Source organism: Terriglobus roseus (genome assembly GCF_900102185.1).
Classification (GTDB): domain Bacteria; phylum Acidobacteriota; class Terriglobia; order Terriglobales; family Acidobacteriaceae; genus Terriglobus; species Terriglobus roseus_A.
On the sequence record NZ_LT629690.1, the window covers coordinates 391638 to 410433 of the forward strand.

General features: G+C 57.8%; 13 protein-coding genes. 12 read left to right on the top strand and 1 reads right to left on the bottom strand.

The window, feature by feature from the left end:
* Window positions 1–59 precede the first annotated feature (59 nt).
* From BLT38_RS01870 to rodA, 4 genes are all read left to right on the top strand, one after another.
* A complete protein-coding gene (locus BLT38_RS01870) occupies window positions 60–383 on the top strand; it encodes a hypothetical protein (RefSeq protein WP_083343650.1) in 324 nt (107 codons plus the stop codon).
* Between the two features lie 169 nt (window positions 384–552).
* Window positions 553–828, top strand: a complete 276-nt coding sequence (rpsT, locus tag BLT38_RS01875; protein WP_047496143.1) for a 30S ribosomal protein S20 — start codon at window positions 553–555, stop codon at window positions 826–828.
* Window positions 829–916: 88 nt separating this feature from the next.
* Entirely contained in the window at window positions 917–2926 is a 2010-nt protein-coding gene (gene mrdA / locus BLT38_RS01880; protein WP_083343651.1) for a penicillin-binding protein 2, read from the top strand.
* 46 nt (window positions 2927–2972) lie between these two features.
* Window positions 2973–4076, top strand: coding sequence for a rod shape-determining protein RodA (gene rodA, locus BLT38_RS01885; protein ID WP_083343652.1), 1104 nt, complete (start codon window positions 2973–2975; stop codon window positions 4074–4076).
* Window positions 4077–4115: 39 nt separating this feature from the next.
* On the opposite strand, the gene BLT38_RS01890 is transcribed toward rodA, so the two are convergent.
* Window positions 4116–4736: an HAD family hydrolase gene (locus BLT38_RS01890; RefSeq protein ID WP_083343653.1), complete on the bottom strand. Its 621-nt coding sequence runs from the start codon at window positions 4734–4736 to the stop codon at window positions 4116–4118.
* A 46-nt stretch (window positions 4737–4782) separates the two neighbouring features.
* Here BLT38_RS01890 and rpe point away from each other — a divergent pair, with 46 nt between their 5' ends.
* The 8 genes from rpe to BLT38_RS01930 all read left to right on the top strand — a co-directional run bounded on the left by rpe (window position 4783) and on the right by BLT38_RS01930 (window position 18784).
* Entirely contained in the window at window positions 4783–5469 is a 687-nt protein-coding gene (gene rpe / locus BLT38_RS01895) for a ribulose-phosphate 3-epimerase (protein WP_083343654.1), read from the top strand.
* A 101-nt stretch (window positions 5470–5570) separates the two neighbouring features.
* Window positions 5571–6764, top strand: coding sequence for a M28 family peptidase (locus BLT38_RS01900; RefSeq protein WP_083343655.1), 1194 nt, complete (start codon window positions 5571–5573; stop codon window positions 6762–6764).
* A 299-nt stretch (window positions 6765–7063) separates the two neighbouring features.
* The gene (locus BLT38_RS01905) at window positions 7064–10252 is read left to right on the top strand and encodes a TonB-dependent receptor (protein WP_083343656.1); all 3189 of its coding nucleotides are present in this window, start codon (window positions 7064–7066) and stop codon (window positions 10250–10252) included.
* A gap of 177 nt (window positions 10253–10429) precedes the next feature.
* Complete coding sequence (gene bamD / locus BLT38_RS01910; RefSeq protein WP_083346867.1) at window positions 10430–12244, top strand: outer membrane protein assembly factor BamD; 1815 nt, start codon at window positions 10430–10432, stop codon at window positions 12242–12244.
* 96 nt (window positions 12245–12340) lie between these two features.
* Window positions 12341–13567 (top strand): esterase, encoded by a 1227-nt coding sequence (locus BLT38_RS01915; RefSeq protein ID WP_083343657.1) that lies wholly within the window; start codon window positions 12341–12343, stop codon window positions 13565–13567.
* Window positions 13568–13575: 8 nt separating this feature from the next.
* The gene (locus BLT38_RS01920) at window positions 13576–14442 is read left to right on the top strand and encodes a hypothetical protein (RefSeq protein ID WP_156784975.1); all 867 of its coding nucleotides are present in this window, start codon (window positions 13576–13578) and stop codon (window positions 14440–14442) included.
* A 56-nt stretch (window positions 14443–14498) separates the two neighbouring features.
* Window positions 14499–17252, top strand: coding sequence for a valine--tRNA ligase (locus BLT38_RS01925; RefSeq protein ID WP_083343659.1), 2754 nt, complete (start codon window positions 14499–14501; stop codon window positions 17250–17252).
* A 347-nt stretch (window positions 17253–17599) separates the two neighbouring features.
* Window positions 17600–18784 (top strand): TIGR03435 family protein, encoded by a 1185-nt coding sequence (locus BLT38_RS01930; RefSeq protein WP_083343660.1) that lies wholly within the window; start codon window positions 17600–17602, stop codon window positions 18782–18784.
* The last annotated feature ends 12 nt before the right edge of the window (window positions 18785–18796 follow it).

The window sequence follows — 18796 nt, forward strand, 5'->3', positions numbered from 1 at the left end:
CTAACTGAAACTTCCCGATTTGGAACTCCGGAAATTCCGCGGATGAGAACATGAACTGTATGAAGGTTTTCCTGTTCGTTTTGATGGCAACCATCTTTGAGGCGGTCGGAGATGCGGTCATCCGAATCGCAATTGCAGCGCCTCGTCCTCATATGCGGATTGGCTTCTATCTTCTGGGAACGGTGTTGCTTGCACTTTATGGCACGTCGCTCAACCTGGCCCCGGTGGAGTTTGCGACTGTTACAGGGCTGTACATTGCCACCCTGTTTGTGGTCTTCCAGATCACCAATTATGTGCTGCTGCACACTGCGCCCACCCTGCCGGTAATGGTGGGCGGGTCACTGATCGTGGCGGGCGGCCTGACGGTCTATTTGTGGAAATAAGAGGGGAACCTCTTGCGTCAACGCCTAAAATCGAGTACCGTAGAAGGGTTGGAGAAACCCCGGCAGACCCGTGCCGTGGAGGCTCCCATCTTGCAGCCGGCCTGAAATGGTGACGGCGCTACCAGATTTCAGCCCCTGACAAGCGGCAAACGGAAGAGAAAAGAGTTCGATGGCAAATCACGTATCGTCCCTGAAGCGCTCCAAGCAGACCATTGCAAAGACCGCAGTCAATCGCTCCAACAAGACCAAGCTGCGCGGTTCGCTGCGCCAGCTGCGCGAGGCCCTGGTAAAGGGTGATGTGGAAGCTGTGAAGACACAGTACCGCGCAACCGTCTCCATCCTGGACAAGAGCGTCCAGAAGGGCGTGCTGCATGACAACACTGCATCGCGCTACAAGAGCCGCCTCAACGCTCGCGTGAAGGCTCTGGCCACCAAGGCTGCTTAAGCTAACACGAAAGTTTTCATCTCTTGCAAAAGGCACGGACACGATCCGTGCCTTTTGCTTTTACACTCGTCCATAAGAGTGCTTCTGCATGCTTCCAACTGACGCAAACAACCAGACGTTCTCCCGTCGCGACGAGAAAATTGCGCCGGGCAAGCTGGCTGCTGCGCAGTATGTCATCGCCGCGATTTTGCTGGTGTTGTTTGCCGGTTTGTGGCGATTGCAGATTCTCGGAGCGGACAACTACCGTCTGCTCGCAGAAGCGAATCGTGTCCGTAAAGTCCCAATTCTGGCACCGCGTGGTCGCCTGTTTGATCGCGAAGGCCGCCTGCTGGTGGACAACTACTCTTCCGTCACCTGCTTCCTGCTGCGCGAACAGATGCGCGATGCCGACCTGCCGCTGATCGCTGAGGGTCTGCACCTCCCCATGGATCAGCTTCAGTACATTCTGCGCCATTATCAGTACGCGCCAAAGTATCAGCCCATTCCTCTGAAGCAGGACATTACACCGGACGAACAGGCCTTCATCTCCGCTCATTTCAACGAGTTACCGGAACTGGAAACTCTGGAAGAGCAGCGTCGCCTGTATCCGCGCGACGGCTTTGCTGCCCACCTGATCGGCTATGTCGGCGAAATCAGCGAAAACGACCTCAAGAATCCCAAGTACGACTTCTACGAACCCGGCGACGTCGTAGGCAAGTTCGGTGTGGAAGAGGCGTACGACGCCATTCTTCGTGGCACTGACGGTTCGCGCGACGTGATCGTGAACAGCCACGGCCGCGAAATTGGAAAATTGGGCGAAGAACTCGCCGTCCCCGGTAAGGATCTCAAGCTGACCATCGATCTGGACCTGCAGATGGTGGCGGAAAAGGTGATGGAGGGCAAGAACGGCGGCCTCGTCGCCATGGATCCGCACACCGGCGAAATCCTGGCAATGGTGTCCCGGCCAACCTTCGATCCGAACCAGTTCGCAGTACGTCTCTCACGTTCCTACTGGAACGGAATCGTCACAGACACAAACCATCCGCTGATGAATAAGGCCATTCAGGCGCAACTTGCTCCAGGGTCTACGTTTAAGGTCATCATGACGCTTGCGGGCCTGCAGGAGAATGCTGCGCAGGATCTGCGCGTGGTCTGCAACGGCGGCGCGACCTTCTACGGCCACTTCTTCGGATGCGATCGCCACCACGGCTCCGTGGACATCCGCAACGCCCTCCCGTACTCCTGCGACACGTATTACTACACGCTGGCGAACAAGCTCGGCATCGACACGATTGCGAAATATGGTCATGAAGTGGGCATCGGTCAAAAGACCGGCGTCGACCTCCCCGGCGAGGCCTCCGGCATCATGCCTTCGCCGGAATGGAAGCTGAAGGCGCAGCGTGACAAGTGGTACGCGGGCGAGACGATCTCGGTCGGCATCGGCCAGGGCGCCACTCAGGCCAGCCCGATCCAGTTGGCGCGCGCACTCAGCGGCATCGCATCCGGTGGTGTCTTCATCCGACCTCACTCCGTCATGGCAGATCAGATCGATCCCCAGATGCAGCAGGCGCTTGAAGAGACCTATCCCGGCACCGGCAAGAAGCGCATCGAGATCTCCACGGAGAACTGGGAGACCATCACGGACGCCATGGCGAACGTGACGCAGAGCAGCATCGGTACCGCCGCGGAAGCGCATCTGGAAGGCATCGACTTCGCAGGCAAGACAGGCACGGCCGACGTCATCAGCGGTCGTAAGAAGGGAACTGCGGACAAGGCCACCCTTCCCAACGCATGGTTCGTTGGCATGACACCGCGCCGCAACCCGGACATCGTTGTAGCGGTTCTGTGGGAGCACGGTTACTGGGGCAACAACTCCGCGAAGCTCGCCGCACAGGTTGTGAACGCCTTCGTTGAAAAGCAGCGCAAGAAGGCCGGTAATCTTCGTCTGGTACAGGCAGCCTTGCCGCAGCCTCCCAATCAGGACAGTGGCGCGAAAGACGACAAGTCCGCTCAGCCGTCTGCGAGCGCGAAGCCAGTTGCACCTGCTGACAAGGACGCCGCAAGGCCTGCATCGCAGCCCGTGGCGCTGAAGCCGAAAGAACAGAAGCCAGCCGCTTAGACCGCGGCCTGATCTCCGCTGCCACTTATACTGAACTCAGCCGCAGATGACCCGTTTTTCCGCCTATCGTGACTTTGACTGGACGCTCTTCGGCTTCGTGATGCTGATGAGCCTCATCAGCGTTATGGAGATTTACTCCGCCACGCTCCACACCAAATTTCACGGCTTCCATACCAAGCAGATGATGTTTCTTGGTATCGCCGTGCCGTTGATGTTCATCGTTTCGCTCATCGACTACCACCGCCTTCTTGAGATTGCGCATTGGGCGTACGGCATCAGCATCGCGTCGTTGCTCGCGGTGCTTGTCGTCGGCAAAAAAGTGCTTGGCGCACGACGGTGGATTGCGTTTCCAGGCGGCATCCACTTTCAGCCGTCGGAGTGGGTCAAGCTGGTGCTCATTGTGGCGGCAGCACGTTATTTTTGGGGGCTTTCCGGTAAAGAAGAGCTTGACTGGAAAGACGTTGGCAAAGCCTTCGCGCTCATCGGTATCCCTATGTTGCTGGTGCTCAAACAGCCTGATCTTGGCACCACCATGACCTACTCACCGATCCTGATTGCGGGACTATTCTTCGGCGGTATCTCGTGGAAGAAGGCGGCCATTCTGGTCGTCACCTTCGTCGTGATGGTGGTTGGTATCTGGACCAGCGGCAAGGTTCTCAAGCCCTACCAGAAGGCGCGTCTAACCAGCTTCCAACACCCTGAGAACGATCCCAAAGGCAGCGGCTACCAGGTTCGACAATCATTGATCGCTGTGGGGTCTGGCGGCATCTGGGGCAAGGGCGCAACCAAGGGAACGCAGACGCAGGGCGACTTCCTCCCCATCCCGTACACCGACTTCATCTTTGCGGCGCTTTGCGAAGAGCACGGCTTTGTCGGTGCGGCGCTGGTGCTGATTCTTTACTTCCTCATCCTCATCCGTCTCGTGCAAAACGCGCAGACAGCGAAGGACCCACCGGGAACGCTGCTGGTCATGGGCGTCGCAGCGGTCATGATCTTCCAGATCGCCATCAACATCGGCATGGTGCTGGGCATGATGCCCGTCACCGGCATTCCGCTGCCGCTGCTCAGCTACGGCGGGTCCAGCATCATCTTCACGTTCCTTGCACTTGGAATCGTGATGAACGTGCGCATGACCCGCTTCGTGAACTAACGCACACCGTCTGTTGCGAAACAGACGGTGTGGCCAGATCTAAAGCGCTGGCGAACCTGCGCCCGGCAGTATCACCGGCACACGCACCCACTGCATGCCCGCTGCCTTCGCGGCGGCAATACCCGCATCGGCATCTTCAAACACCAAGCAGTCTTCCGGTGCAATCTTCAGAAGCTCTGCGGCCTTCAAAAACGGCTCAGGATCGGGCTTGCCCTTGGTGTAATCCTCCGCTCCCACCAGGACGGCGAAACGATCCAGAATCCCCAACGCGGTAAGCGTTTTCAAAATATTTTCACGTGGCGATCCTGACACCACAGCCAGCGGAATCTTCCCGTACTGCGCCGTGATGTGCGCAAGGACAGAGGCAATCGGCTTGATGTTGCTTACGCCCAGCAGATACTGCGCTTCTTTGTCGGCCACCACGGCTTCGGGATCCATCGTGTAGCCAAAGCGTTCATTCAGTAGCTTCACCACGCCCACTGGCGGAACACCTGCCCACTCATAGAACAGATTTTCCGGAAACGTGCCGCCGTGTTCGCGAATCGTATTCGTCCACGCAATGAAATGCGCGGGCATCGAATCCGCAATCGTTCCATCCAAATCAAACAGGTACGCCTTGAAATTGCCCGAGGGTAGGGCCAGTGAATCGCCGGTCAACATGGTTTCTCCTACTTCAACCATACCGGCTTGATAAACTCGGCTCTAGATGATCGACCTTGCGTTTTCCATTCTTGCGGCTGACTTCACCCACCTTGCGGAGGAGATCGCCACGGCCGAACGTGCCGGCGGCACCGTTTGCCATGTGGATGTGATGGATGGCCACTTCGTGCCTAACATCACCTTCGGACCGCCCGTTGTGGCTGCCGTGCGCCGCTGCACCAATCTGCCGCTGGACGTCCACCTCATGATCGAAGACCCGGATCGCTACATTCCGGACTTTGCCAAGGCAGGCGCGGACTGGGTCATTGTCCATCAAGAAGTTTGCCGTCATCTGCATCGCACGCTCACGCAGATTCGCGAACACGGCATGCAGCCCGCAGTCGTCATCAATCCGGCCACGCCCGTTGAGACCCTGATCGAAGTGCTTCCCATGGTGCATCACGTTCTGGTTATGACGGTGAACCCTGGTTTCGGTGGCCAGAGCTTCATCCCGCGCTGCGTGGAAAAGGTGCGACATCTTGCGTCGCTGCGTGAAGAGATGAACCTGAACTTCCGCATTGAAGTGGACGGCGGTATCGCTGTGGACACAGTGGGAGAGGTCGTTCGCGCAGGCGCTGATTTGTTGGTTGCAGGCTCTGCTATCTTCGCTGGTCCGGGAAATCAGGCTCAAACCACGAAGAACGCGGAAGAGTTTTTGCGTGTTGCTCGTTCAGCGGGTGAACTCACAGCATAGTTAGTTAAGAAACCTTTCTACTTGCGTGTAAGGCCCGCGGTGCTTAGGATGAGAGCCAATCTCTCATCCAACTCACACGCACCAGAAGAAGGGGATTTTCCATGCTGAAGAAACTCGTCTGTTCGTTTGTAGTGTGCTCGTCTGCAGCTCTTGCATCGGCGCAGGCATCCATGCCAGCAGCAGCCCCGGACCCCATCTCCGTTATGGTCGGACGTCTCGATCTGGAGAAATATAAAGCCACCATCAAAGGGCTGACGCAGTTTGGCGATCGCAGACAGGGAACTGAACGTAACCGCAAGGCCGTGGATTGGATTGAAGCGCAGCTCAAGAGCTATGGCTGCACCAACACGGAACGTATCCGTTACGACTATCAGCCGCCTGCAACTCCGCCGGTACGTCCTCGCAGCAACGATCGTTCTGAAGGCCCCGGCGGTTCACGCCGTCGCGGCAACATCTTCCCTGACACAGTGAACAACGATCCCATGAAGCAGCCGGATGAGAAGATTCGCGCACTCGATACCGAGCCCTCCAAACCCGGTGAACGCGAAGAGGTGTACTGCACCAAGATCGGCACAAAGCATCCGGATCAGATGTACATTCTGGGCGCGCACATGGACGGCATTGGTTGGGGCGAGGCTGCTAACGACGATGGCTCTGGCACCGCGTTGGTCATGGAATTGGCGCGCATCTTCAGCAGTCCTGATGTGACGACGGATATCTCGATTCGCTTCGCGCTCTGGAACAACGAAGAGACGGGGTTGAATGGCGCCGCCGCTTATGTGGCACAACGCAAGGACCTGCAGGGCGTTGAGTCGCCTGCGGGCTCCGGTAAATATCCAGAGCCGAAATGGCTGGGCATGGTCCAGCACGACATGATGATGTTCGATCACGGGATGCCGCACAAAGACGGCACTATGAGCAAAGAGCAGCGTCCTGAAGCCGACGTGAACATTGAGTACCAGGTCACATCAAAGTACGCGGATCAGGCCATGGCATTGGCTCATAAGTTTCAGCTTGCGGATGACAAGTACGCCACGGATTATCCAGCGAACGTGGGACCGCACATGACCAACACGGATTCGTCACCGTTCATGGACCTGACGCCGTCACTCAGTTTGCGCGAGGTGGAACGCGGTGCACAGATGGGCAGCGGATGGGACCCCCAGCATCACCAGCCCACTGACGTTTATTCGTTCTACACGGATGATGATTTCCGCCTCGGTCTCAATGCAGCGCAGACCACGCTTGGCGCCATCGCACAACTGACCGGAGCCACCATGGCTCCAGGCAAATAACTCAAACTCTGCGGAGCCGTCTGCCTCTGATGGTTCCGCAGAGCCGCGACAAAGGAATGACATTTCCTGTGCGTGCAAGTGGCTTGCGCGCGGAAGAGAATTTGTTACACTTCCGATAATTCGTTAAGAAAACTAATCAGTTTGCTATTGGAGTGCGCCTTGCCTCCGATTGGCTGCGCCTCTGTATCTCCAAGTGAGATCAGGCACACGTTCTCCCAGCGTGAAGTGCGCGTCTTCCTGCACCCACGAAGTTCTGTTTGCTCACCGTTGTACACACCGTGTTACCGGAGCTGAGACACATGACTCGTTTTTCCCGTTCGTTGTATGTTTCCATCGCCGTCGCAGCAACGAGTATTGCGCACGCGCAGACCACGGCCACACTTTCCGGTGTCGTGAAAGATCCGCAGGGAGCGTTGATTCCCAACGCCACTGTGACCGTTCATTCCAACGCAACGGGTGCAGAGCGTTCCGTAACAAGTGGAAACAGCGGCGAATATGTCCTGCCGTCGTTGCAGCCGGGGGAATACACCGTCACTGTCGCGGCCGCGGGTTTCGCCACTTTCAAGGTGGAGAAATTTGTTCTGCAGGTCGACCAGAAGGCCGACCTTCCCGTCCAGCTTTCCGTAGGTGCTGAGGGCGTTACGGTGCAGGTGGAAGGCGGCGGCGCACCGGTGATCGACGCCGGGTCCATGACAGTTGGTCAGGTCATCGATAAGACAACGGTGCAGGAGATTCCCCTGAATGGCCGTCACTTTCTCGATCTCACGGTGCTCACTCCGGGCGGCGTAACAGCTCCCGCAAACGGCAACCTCACAGCGCCCAGCCGCGGTGTGGGAGCTTTCTCTTTTCTTACCGCGGGCAATCGCGATGACAGCGTGAACTTCCAGATCAATGGCATCAACCTGAACGACATCAGCAATGCGCAGATTGTTTTTCAGCCATCGATCAACACCACCTCGGAAGTGAAGATCAACAACTCCACACCATCGGCGGAGTATGGTCGCAACTCCGGATCGGTGACGAATGTATCCACGCGTTCCGGTGACAATCAGTTCCACGGCGAAGTCTTCGAGTACGTGCGCAACAACTCGTTCGATGCGCGTAATTTTTTCAATCCAAGAGGGCAGGCGCAGGTTCCTCTGAAGCGTCACAACTTCGGCGCCTCTGTCGGTGGCCCCATCTGGCGTAACAAGACTTTTTTCTTTGCCAGCTATGAGGCTCTTCGTCAGCATCAGGGTCTCTCAGTGAACACCATCGTTCTTACTGATGCGCAACGCGCAGGCGTCACCGATCCCATCTCGCTCCAACTGATGCAGTTCATTCCGGAATCGCCGGGCGGTGTCTACACCGGCTTCATCAACGGTCCTGTCAACATTGACCAGGGCACCATGGATATCCTGCACATCTTCAATCAGAACGACACACTGCACGGCTTCTATGCCTTTCAGGAAGACATCCGTACAGAGCCCACAACGCAGGGCAACACGCTGCCCGGCTTCGGCGATCATCGCCCCGGCTATCGCCAGATCGCCACCATTAATGAAACGCACGTCTTCAGCCCGTCGCTGATTAACGAGTTCCGGCTGGGCGCTAATCGAGTGAATGTTTCCTTCATCAGTAATTTCACGCAGGGCGCTTCGAGCTTTGGCATGAACAACTTTCCAGCGGGAGTAACGCCCGCGGCAGGCATTCCGCAAACCAGCATCTCCACTACCGGCATCAACATTGGCGGTCCCAGCGGATTTCCCTCTGGCCGCATCGACACGCTGGGCGCATTGTCCGATGCTCTGACGTACACGCATGGCAAGCACTCCGTGAAGTTTGGTGGAGAGTATCGGCGATACCTGAACGCCAACTTCTCGCAGGATGCGGGCACGCTCAGCTTTGGCCCGTCTGCGGCGCTCACCACCACAGGCGGCGCAACAGTAACGCCTGCGCGAACAGCCATTCAAAATTTTCAGTTGGGTCGAGCCACCGGTTTCAGCATCACGCCACAGCCCAATACCAGCCGTGTCTTCGGTAATGCTCTGGGTGCATTTGTGCAGGACACGTGGAAAGTGACGCCGAACCTAACCATTGAGGCAGGCTTCCGTTTCGAGTGGTTTGGCACTCCCACGTTGGGCGCGGGCAAGGCGACCATCTTTAACCCGGCGGATCAAACGCTGAATCCAGTGGGCGCTCCCGGCTACAAAGATCTTTATAGCCAGAACTACAACTACATGCCGCGCCTCGGCTTTACCTATGATCCCTTCGGCTCGGGCAACACGGTGTTGCGCGGAGGTTATTCCATCGCCGCAGACCAGCCGCTCTCCGGCCTGGTGACAACGTTAAGCGCGAACCCGCCATACACCAACCGCGTCAGCTATACCGCCACGGCTTCTGGAACCTTCACGCAGGGCAGCAGCACATATCTGCCAACCATTCCGCTCAGCGCGCTTTATGCCTCCGCCGCGGCCACCGCCATCTCCGTGGGATCGGTACAGAACAACTACAAGAACGGCACAGTCCAGAGCTACAACCTGAATCTGCAACAGGCGCTGCCAATGAATATGGCGCTTTCCGTCGGCTACTACGGCTCGGTGGGCCGTCATCTGCGACAGAGCCTGAACGTCAATCAGATCAGCCCAACCACCTCCGCGAGAAATTTCACAAAAATCTCGGCCAGCAGCCCGATCAGCCCGAACGCATCCCTGAACACCAACGTCACGCAGGCGTCCAGCATTGGTCAGTCCAACTACAACGCCATGTGGTTGAACGTCCGCAAAAACATGGCACGCGGCTTCCAGGTAAATGCCACCTACCAACTTTCCAAGTCGCTTGATCTTGGTTCCGGCACCGGCACGCAATTCACTGACAGCACGCGCCCCTACCTAAACTACGGCCCGTCGGACTTTGATACGCGTCACCGCATCTCTGGCAACGCGGTCTACCAGTTGCCGTTCAAGGGCAACCGGCTGGTCAAGGGCTATCAGATCTCCGGCATCCTGCAGTGGCAAACCGGGAATCCGCTGAACATCACCACCACCTCCACCTTCACCGGCACCAGTGGCGTACAGCATCCCACGTTGTTGCAGGCGGTTCAGTACCGCAAGGATTACGTTTACTCCGGTACATCGCCGACTGTTCGCTGGTTTGCGTCCGGTGGCTCGGATGCCAATCCCGGCGGCTCAGTCTGCACCTCTGTCACCTCCGGCTGCACCTTTTACACACCCAGTACCGGATTCGGCACCATGGGCCGCAATGCTCTCGTAGGACCCGGTTTCGCCAACTTTGACCTGTCGCTAGCCAAGAACACGAAGATCGTGGAACGTGTCGCGTTTCAGCTGAAGGTGGACATGTTTGATCTTTTCAACCATCCCAGTTTTGGCAACCCAGGCACCACGGCGCAGAGTGGCGCCACCTTCGGCGTTATCACGGCGACCAGATTCCCCATTGGCGATCTTGGATCCTCGCGTCAGTTGCAGATCTCAGGAAAACTCACGTTTTAGCGAAATCCCATCCATCTCAGCCGCCGTCCCCTTCGGGCACGGCGGCATTTTTCTGTATCCAGCCCTGCTATGAAACGCTTTACCCAGCGCGCCGTCCAAAACGGAGAACAGGCTTTAGAATGGATTGAGCTTTATTCCGGCAGCAAGACCGGCCGCCGGACCCAGGGGTTTTCAGGCATGGTTTCACTCTTCGGGAAGTCGGCATTGCCGCGTTCCTTCTTCATTCGCCGTGGCGTTGCGGTCGCTCTCTTGATGGGCGGTATCGCAGCTTCGGCATGCGCGCAGCAGTCGCTTCCTCCGGGAACGACCGCCGCTACACCCGACGACCAGACGCCCACCGCTGTCCTCAGCAACAACTCCGGTAAGAAGACGCGTAAGTCCACACAGGATAAGAAGGATGACAAAGTCGTCCAGTCCAAGGACACCGTCAAGAGCGAGAAGGCCCGCAAGCAGCAGATGAAGGTGAATCCGCTGGGCGACGTCAAGAGCTCACAGCCGGACAAGCTGCTGTATGACAAGGCGATGGTTGCCATCAACAAGGGCCGCTTTGAAGTCGCCCGCCTTGATCTGCAGACCCTGCTTTCGACCTACCCGGACTCCGAATACCAGATGCGTTCCAAGCTGGCGTTCGCCGACAGCTGGTATCGCGAAGGCGGCAGCGCCGCGCTGGCGCAGGCTGAAACGGAATACCACGACTTCATCATCTTCTTCCCGAATGCTCCGGAAGCCGCGGAAGCGCAGATGCGCATCGGCGACATTTACTTCAAGCAGATGGACCGCCCCGACCGCGACTACACCAAGGGCATCCACGCGCAGGAAGAGTATCGGAACATGCTCGCCCAGTACCCGGATTCCTCTCTGGTTCCGGAGGCGAAGCAGCATCTGCGTGAAGTGCAGGAAGTGCTTGCCCAGCGTGAACATTCCATCGGCGAGTTCTATGGCACCCACGAGAACTGGGTCGCCAGCATCGCGCGTCTGCAGACCGTGGTCGACACGTATCCGCTCTATAGCCACATCGACCAGGTACTCATCAGCCTCGGCGATGCCTATCAGGCACAGTCGCGCTTTATCCGCACACTACAGTTGCCGGAAGACGCAAAGGCTCGCCTGCTGAAGACGTATGACGATCAGGCTGCTGCCGCCTATTCCCGCGTAGCCACGCAGTATGCAGCATCGCCCCACGTGGAAGATGCACGCGACCGCCTGGACGCCATGAATCGGCCCATTCCTGAGCCCACGCCAGAGCAGCTTGCTGCCAGCCAGGCGCTGGAAGACAGCCGTCAGACCTACACGCTGGCCAACCGCGCCAAGGGCCTCATCTTCCGCGGACCAGATACCGTGCAGACCGCCCGCATCGGCGATCCTGCTCTGGTTGATCCCAAGGCAACGCTCGCGCCGGAAGTGGCAAACCGCAGCAATGAAGCTTACAAGGCGGCGCTTGATCCCAAGGCAAGCGTGCCCGCAGTCGGCACAAATGCTCCTGCGGATGGCGCAACTCCCGCTGCTGCTGAAGGCACCGATGCTTCGACTGCCGCTGCAGCTGGAACAGGAAGCTCTCCCGCGTCGTTGCAGGACATTCCTGCTGAGAACGCAGCGCCCACAAACGCAGGCAGCAGCTTTACCGATACCCCCACGGGCGTCGCCACACCGACATCCACCGGCGGTCGCACCGCTGGCGTGACGATCCTCTCGCCCGGCGCCACGGACGGCACGGGTAACTCATCCGCACCGCCTGCCGCAGGCAGCGTTCCGGCAGGCACCATCTCCGGCGTAGGTCCGCGTAACAACACGGAACTGCCTGCAGTGGAAAAGGCTGCCGACGCTCCGGAGACAGTCAACGACGTCGCCGGACAGAAGACACCCGCTGGCCAGGCACCTGTACTGGATAAGAACGGCAAGCCGAAGAAGGTGAAGCCAGAGATCGATAAGGACGAAGAGTCCTCCAGCACGCAGAAGAAAAAGAAGGGCCTCAAGAAGCTCAATCCCTTCTAAACATCTGCAAGTTATCGCAACGGGAAGAGGCAGCCTTCGGGCTGCCTCTTTTCATGCACTACACGGGTTTATCGCAACGCGCTACACTTGCAATCCATGCGACCCCTTAGCCTGTTCGCCGCCGCCTGCTTTGCTGTTCTACCTCTTGCTCACGCACAGACCGCTTCCTCTCCTGCCTCCGCGCAGGGCATGGTTCCTCCGCCGCAGATCGTCTCGCCTGACGTCGCGACTGACGGCACGGTAACCTTCCGCGTTGAAGCTCCCAATGCGAAGAAAGTCACGGTCACGGTAGAAGGCATGGCCAAAGCCGTGGACATGCAGCAGAACCAGAACAACGGCGTATGGGAAGCATCCGTTGGCCCGCTGCGCCCCGATTACTACGGCTACACCTTCGCCATTGATGGCAAGCGCACGCTCGACCCGCGCAACGCGGCCATCCGCCCGAACCTTATCAGCCCCACCACGGTCGTCCACATCCCCGGAGCCACGCCACTCCCGTGGGAGATGCAGGATATCCCGCACGGCGAAGTCACACACCTTTTCTACCGCTCAAAGCTCGTGACGCCCAGCGCCGATGACGACGGCTTCCGCAACATCTGGGTCTACACACCGCCGGGTTACGACCCCAAACGCAAAGAGAAGTACCCCGTCCTGTACCTGAACCATGGCTATTCCGACGACTCCAACGGATGGACGCAGGCGGGTCAGGCGAACCTCATCATGGATGCGCTGCTCCACGACGGCAAGATCAAGCCCATGGTCGTCGTCATGCCGCTGGGCTACGGCACCATGAGCATCGTCCACGCAGGCTGGAATCGCGTCGGCAGCATGATCTTCAAGAACCAGCAGCTCTTTGAAGACCAGCTTCTGCACGAAGTCATCCCCATGGCGGAAGCGCGTTACAACATCGCAAAGGATCGCAATCATCGCGCAATCGCAGGCCTTTCGATGGGCGGCGGCCACAGCATCTACACCGGCCTGAACCACCCGGAGACGTTTGCTTACGTAGGCGCATTCTCATCCGCGGTCGTCTCACCCGCGTTTGAAACGACTGGCTGGCGTCCCACGGCGGAAGGCGCGGATCTGGACAAGGGATTTGCGCAAATCGTGCCGAATGCAAAGACGCAGCAGCCGTTAAAACTCTTCTGGATGAGCTGCGGCACAGAAGACTCATTGATGCCCGCCAACCGCGCCTTCGGCAAGTGGGCCAAGGTAAACATCAAGGGCGACGTCCAAACCCGCGAAACCCCCGGCATGCACACCTGGATGGTCTGGCGCGACGATCTGGTGGACTTCACGCCCCTGCTGTTTAAGGACAAGTAGCAGACCGCGTGATCTGGTTAGGAGAAACACGAGGCAATCTTAGCGACTGGACCACCCAGCGATGGGTGTGTCTCACGGGCCGCCGACTTTCACCCACTGAAGCAGAGTGGTTGGGTGGCCCCATCGGAAAAACGCGTCTGATTGGCGAACACGTTTTCGATGACTATGCGCAGCAACATGCATTGCGCCAGATCGTTGAAGGCGAACGTGGTCTGTTGCCAAATTTCGGAATTCTTGCGGACGGCAATCCATCCCTCGCAAATGTTGCGAGTGAGGTGCGCGATTTCTACGAGCACACATCGGAATACGACCTGGATGCGTGGTCGGAATGGTGTTCCGGCTTTCGCCCTTTCGGTAGTGCGCTCGGTCTGATCTTCAGTCGCCGTCTTCAACAATTGAACGTTCCGTTATCTCCCATGGACTCAGCAAAGGGTATGACCAGCCAGGTTATCTCCATGCAGGATGCGCAGGGTCATATCTCGCAAACAGCTTGGGTTCGCAAGCTGCCTGCCACAGGCAATGTGCTCTATGCAGGCATGTACTCCACATGCCAACCGCCACGCCAGTCTTCACGTTGCGTGAAGGTCGTTTTCCCATTGCCCAATGGAAATGCAATCGTAGTGATGAAGGCAGTAGGGCACGCAGACGGTTCGCTCTCGGTGCAATCCATGGGGGATGGCTTTGGCGACGCGGGTTTCTATTTCACGGTTCGCGGTACGGATGGATCACTCCACGGCCGATACGTGAAGACAATGAAGGAAGAGATTCGCGTGTATCCGGGAGAGAAGGACACCGTCCGAGCGGATCACACATTGTGGCTTTGGGGCAGGCAGTTTTTAAGGCTGCACTATCGGATGAAACGCCGCTCGTCCTGACCAACAGACAGCATTCCGGTATCCTGAAAGGAGCGCACAACAGCGCTCCTTTTCTTATGCCGAACGAACTTCCCAAAGCCTACGACCCCGCCGCCATCGAACAGAAATGGGCGGACTTCTGGGTCGCCGAAAAACTTTTCGACACCCCGCTGAACCAGCCCTCCGATGGCCGCAAGCCATTTGTCATGCTGCTGCCGCCGCCCAACGTCACGGGCCGACTGCACATGGGCCACATGCTCAACCAGACGGAGATGGACATCCTCGCTCGCTGGCACCGCATGCTGGGCGAAGAAAGCGTCTGGGTACCCGGCACCGACCACGCCGGCATCGCCACGCAGATGATGGTGGAAAAGCAGCTCAAGGCTGAAGGCACCAACCGCAAAGAGCTTGGCCGCGACGCGTTCCTCGATCGCGTGTGGCAGTGGAAGTCGCAGTACGGCGGCGCCATCACCACGCAGATGAAGCGCCTCGGCGCATCCGTCGATTGGGGCCGCGAATACTTCACCATGGACGAGAACCTGTCCAACGCGGTGACAGAAGCTTTCGTGCGCCTGCATGAACAGGGCCTCATCTATCGCGGCAGCTACATCGTCAACTGGGACCCCATCCAGCAGACCGCCGTGTCCGACCTCGAAGTCGAACACAAGGAAACCGTCGGCAAAATCTATCACCTGCGCTATCCCTTCGCAGATGGCAGCGGCTCCATCGTCATCGCAACCACGCGCCCTGAGACCATGCTCGGCGACGTTGCTGTTGTGGTGAACCCGGAAGATGAACGTTACAAGGCATTCGTCGGCAAGACCATCAAGCTGCCGTTGGTAGGCCGTGAAATCCCACTGCTCGCAGACGAATGGGCCAAGCCTGAATTCGGCACCGGCGCTGTTAAGGTAACGCCTGCGCATGATCCGAATGACTACGAGATCGGCAAGCGCCATCAGTTAGCTGAGTTAACCATCATGGACGAGACCGCGCACATCGACCTGCCCGGCTCGCCGTACCACGGCCTCGATCGTTACGAAGCGCGCAAGAAGATTCTCGAAGACCTGGAAGCACAGGGCCTGCTCGTCGAGATCAAGGACCACACACTTGCGATTGCAACTTCGCAGCGCAGCGGCGCAGTCATTGAGCCGCGCTTGTCGATGCAGTGGTTCATCAAGATTCAGCCGCTCGCAGACAAGGCCATCGCAGCCGTTGAAGAAGGTCACATCAAGTTCACGCCACCGATGTACGCCAAGACGTACTTCGAGTGGATGCGCAACATCCATGACTGGTGCATCTCGCGTCAGTTGTGGTGGGGCCATCGCATCCCGGCGTATCACTGCCCGCAGTGCGGCACCACCTGCGTTGCACGCACACGTCCGGAACGTTGCGGCTCTTGCGATCACGCAGAACTGCAACAGGAAACCGACGTACTCGACACATGGTTCTCCAGTGGCCTTCTGCCGTTCACAGTCTTTGGCTGGCCAGAGCCAACAGAAGACTCTGCAAAGTTCTACCCAACAGATCTTCTCGTCACCGGCTTTGACATCCTCTTCTTCTGGGTGGCCCGCATGATCATGTTGGGCACGCACTTCATGCTTGATGTGCCCATGCCCGATGGCAGCAAGCGCGAACTGAAAGATGCCGTACCCTTCCGCGATGTCTACATCCACGCACTCGTGCGCGATGCTGATCGTCAGAAGATGTCCAAGACCAAGGGCAACGTAATCGACCCCATTGAGATCATCGAACGCTTCGGCACAGACGCTGTGCGCTTCACACTCGCATCACAGGCTTCGCCCGGTACAGACATCGCATTCAGCGAAGCGCGTACCGAAGGCTATCGCGCTTTCGCCAACAAGATCTGGAACGCTGCACGCTTCCTCTTCCTGCAGATCGACCGCGCACGCACCGCTGGTTACAAGATGACCATGGGCGCTGCGAACCCGGTCGGCGCTCTGCCTGAGATCACGCCCATTGAAACGCGCTGGATCTTCGCGCGCCTCAATGCCGTGACCGTTGAAGTAGACAACGCGTTGAAGGACTACCGTTTCGACGAAGCTGCCAACGCGGTCTATCAATTCTTCTGGGGCGAGTTCTGCGACTGGTATCTGGAACTCGTGAAGCTGCGTCTCGACTTCCCGGAACTCAAGGAAGGCGAACAGCCCATCCAGAACCCGGAGACGGCAATCTCGCTCGCAGGCCTGGTCGGCGTCTTCGAAGCATCGCTGCGCCTGTTGTCGCCATTCATGCCCTTCCTCACGGAAGAGCTATGGCACGCACTCTACGAAGGCAAGCCCTACGCAAAGAGCATCGCACTCACACGCTTCCCGCAACCCAGTGACTTCCCGGCAGACGACGCAACGGTCTCTGCCATCAACACGCTGCAGGAACTCATCAACACCATTCGTGGCCTGCGCAAGGACCTCGGAGTTCCTGAAAAGGAAGCCGCTCCCATCCTCATCCACGGCGACCACCGCACTCTTGCACTCGCCGACGCGCACCGTGACATGCTGGCAAAGCTCGCGCGCGTTAGCGACGTAGACTTCGCCTCAGAAACGCTCACCGGTACCGATGCACGTTCCGGCGTTGGCTTCGATGTACGCGTAGTCTACGAGCGCCAGATCGACGTCCCCGCGGAACGCGAACGACTCACCAAGGAGATCGCCAAGCTCACCAAGGGCTTGGAGGCAGCCAACCGCCAGTTGGGTAACGAAGGCTTCATGGCCAAGGCCCCGGCAAACGTCATTGAAGGCCTGAAGAAACAGCAGTCTGAAACGCAATTGCTTTACGACAAGGCAAAGGCCGCACTCGAAGCACTGCCTGCGTAAAAGCTGTAAGTACATAGCAAGCCGACGGAATGCCGGACTTAACAATGGGTCCGGCATTTCCATTTTCATCCCCGGGAATATCTCCGAACAATTTCATTGCGTATAGAAAACTACATAGGTATGATGACCACGTTTGATCGCCGTAGATCTTCTGGTTGTGAATTGGTTTGGAGAGGCAAAGCATCAACTAAATCTTTAGGAACGAGCGGATTGCCAGGCACAAAGAACCAAAATAGACCCGGCATCTGAATTTTTCGAAAACGATTGCAATTTTTCCCAACCAAACTCACGCTGCCGCGTATATCTAGGTGCAGCCCTTTTTAATCTGGTTCCTTCGGGAGTAACTCATGCGCTTTGGTGTAAGTGCCCGCATCGCATTAGCCGCAGTTATGTTCACTGCTATTCCTTGTACCGTTGTGTCTGCACGAGCAGCATCCGCACAAGCTGCAGAAGCGAAATCAAACATCGAAGGCACCTGGCAGGGCGCGGTGCGTCAGCCTGATGGCCGCGACAATCGGTGGGTGGTGAAGATTGAAAAGGCGCCGACCGGTTGGAAGGGCACCTTGTGGTTCATCGATCAGAAGTCCCCTGCGATTCCAATCGATAAGGTCGCGTTCACTGACGGAACGCTGAGTCTCGACATCAGGCTCACCGGCCTAACGTATGAAGGGAAGATATCGCCGGACGGCAATACTATCGCCGGTACACGCACGGCGGGCGATAACAAGGCATCGCTGATCTTCGTGCGCGCTACGAATGAGACGGCATGGGCTATCCCGGAACCGCCCAAGCCGGTACCGCTCATGGACCCCAAGGCCGACCCCTCCTGGGAAGTTGCCACCATCAAGCCTGCGCCACCAGATGAGAAGGGTAAAGGATTCGGCGGCCGGCCACGTCACTTCCAGACCTTCAACACCACTCTGAATGACCTCATCTTCTTTGCCTACGGACTCAATCCGAAGCAGTTAGAAGGCGGCGATGCATGGCGGGAGTCAGAGAAATTCGATATCACGACTGGCGAACCGAATGAACCGGGCGCACCGGACCCGCTGCAGATGGAGTCCATGATGAAGAAACTGATCGCGGAACGCTTCGGCCTGAAGTTTCACATGGTGAAGAAAGAGATGTCGGCATACGTCATCAGTGTGGCGAAGGGCGGACCAAAGCTGACCCCATCCACCGCCGACCCACGCACCGGTTCGGGGTTCGGCTTCCCTGGTAAGTTAGGCAATCTTGTATTCCGGAATATCACCATGGATGGCTTCGCATCGTGGATGCAGGGTGGTGTCTTCGACCGTCCTTGCGTAAATCACACCGGAATTGAAGGCCATTTTGACGGCTCCTTGAAGTGGTCGCCGGACGAGACGCAGTTTCAAATCTTTGGTGTGAAGATCGTACCGGACGAATCTGCCGATGCACCGCCGCCCATTACTACCGCTATGGAGCAGCAGTTGGGCCTGAAGCTTACAACGGAAAGGACCGCGGTCGACGTGATGGTGATTGATCACGTGGAGAGGCCCAGCGACAACTAAGTCCCTCAAAGT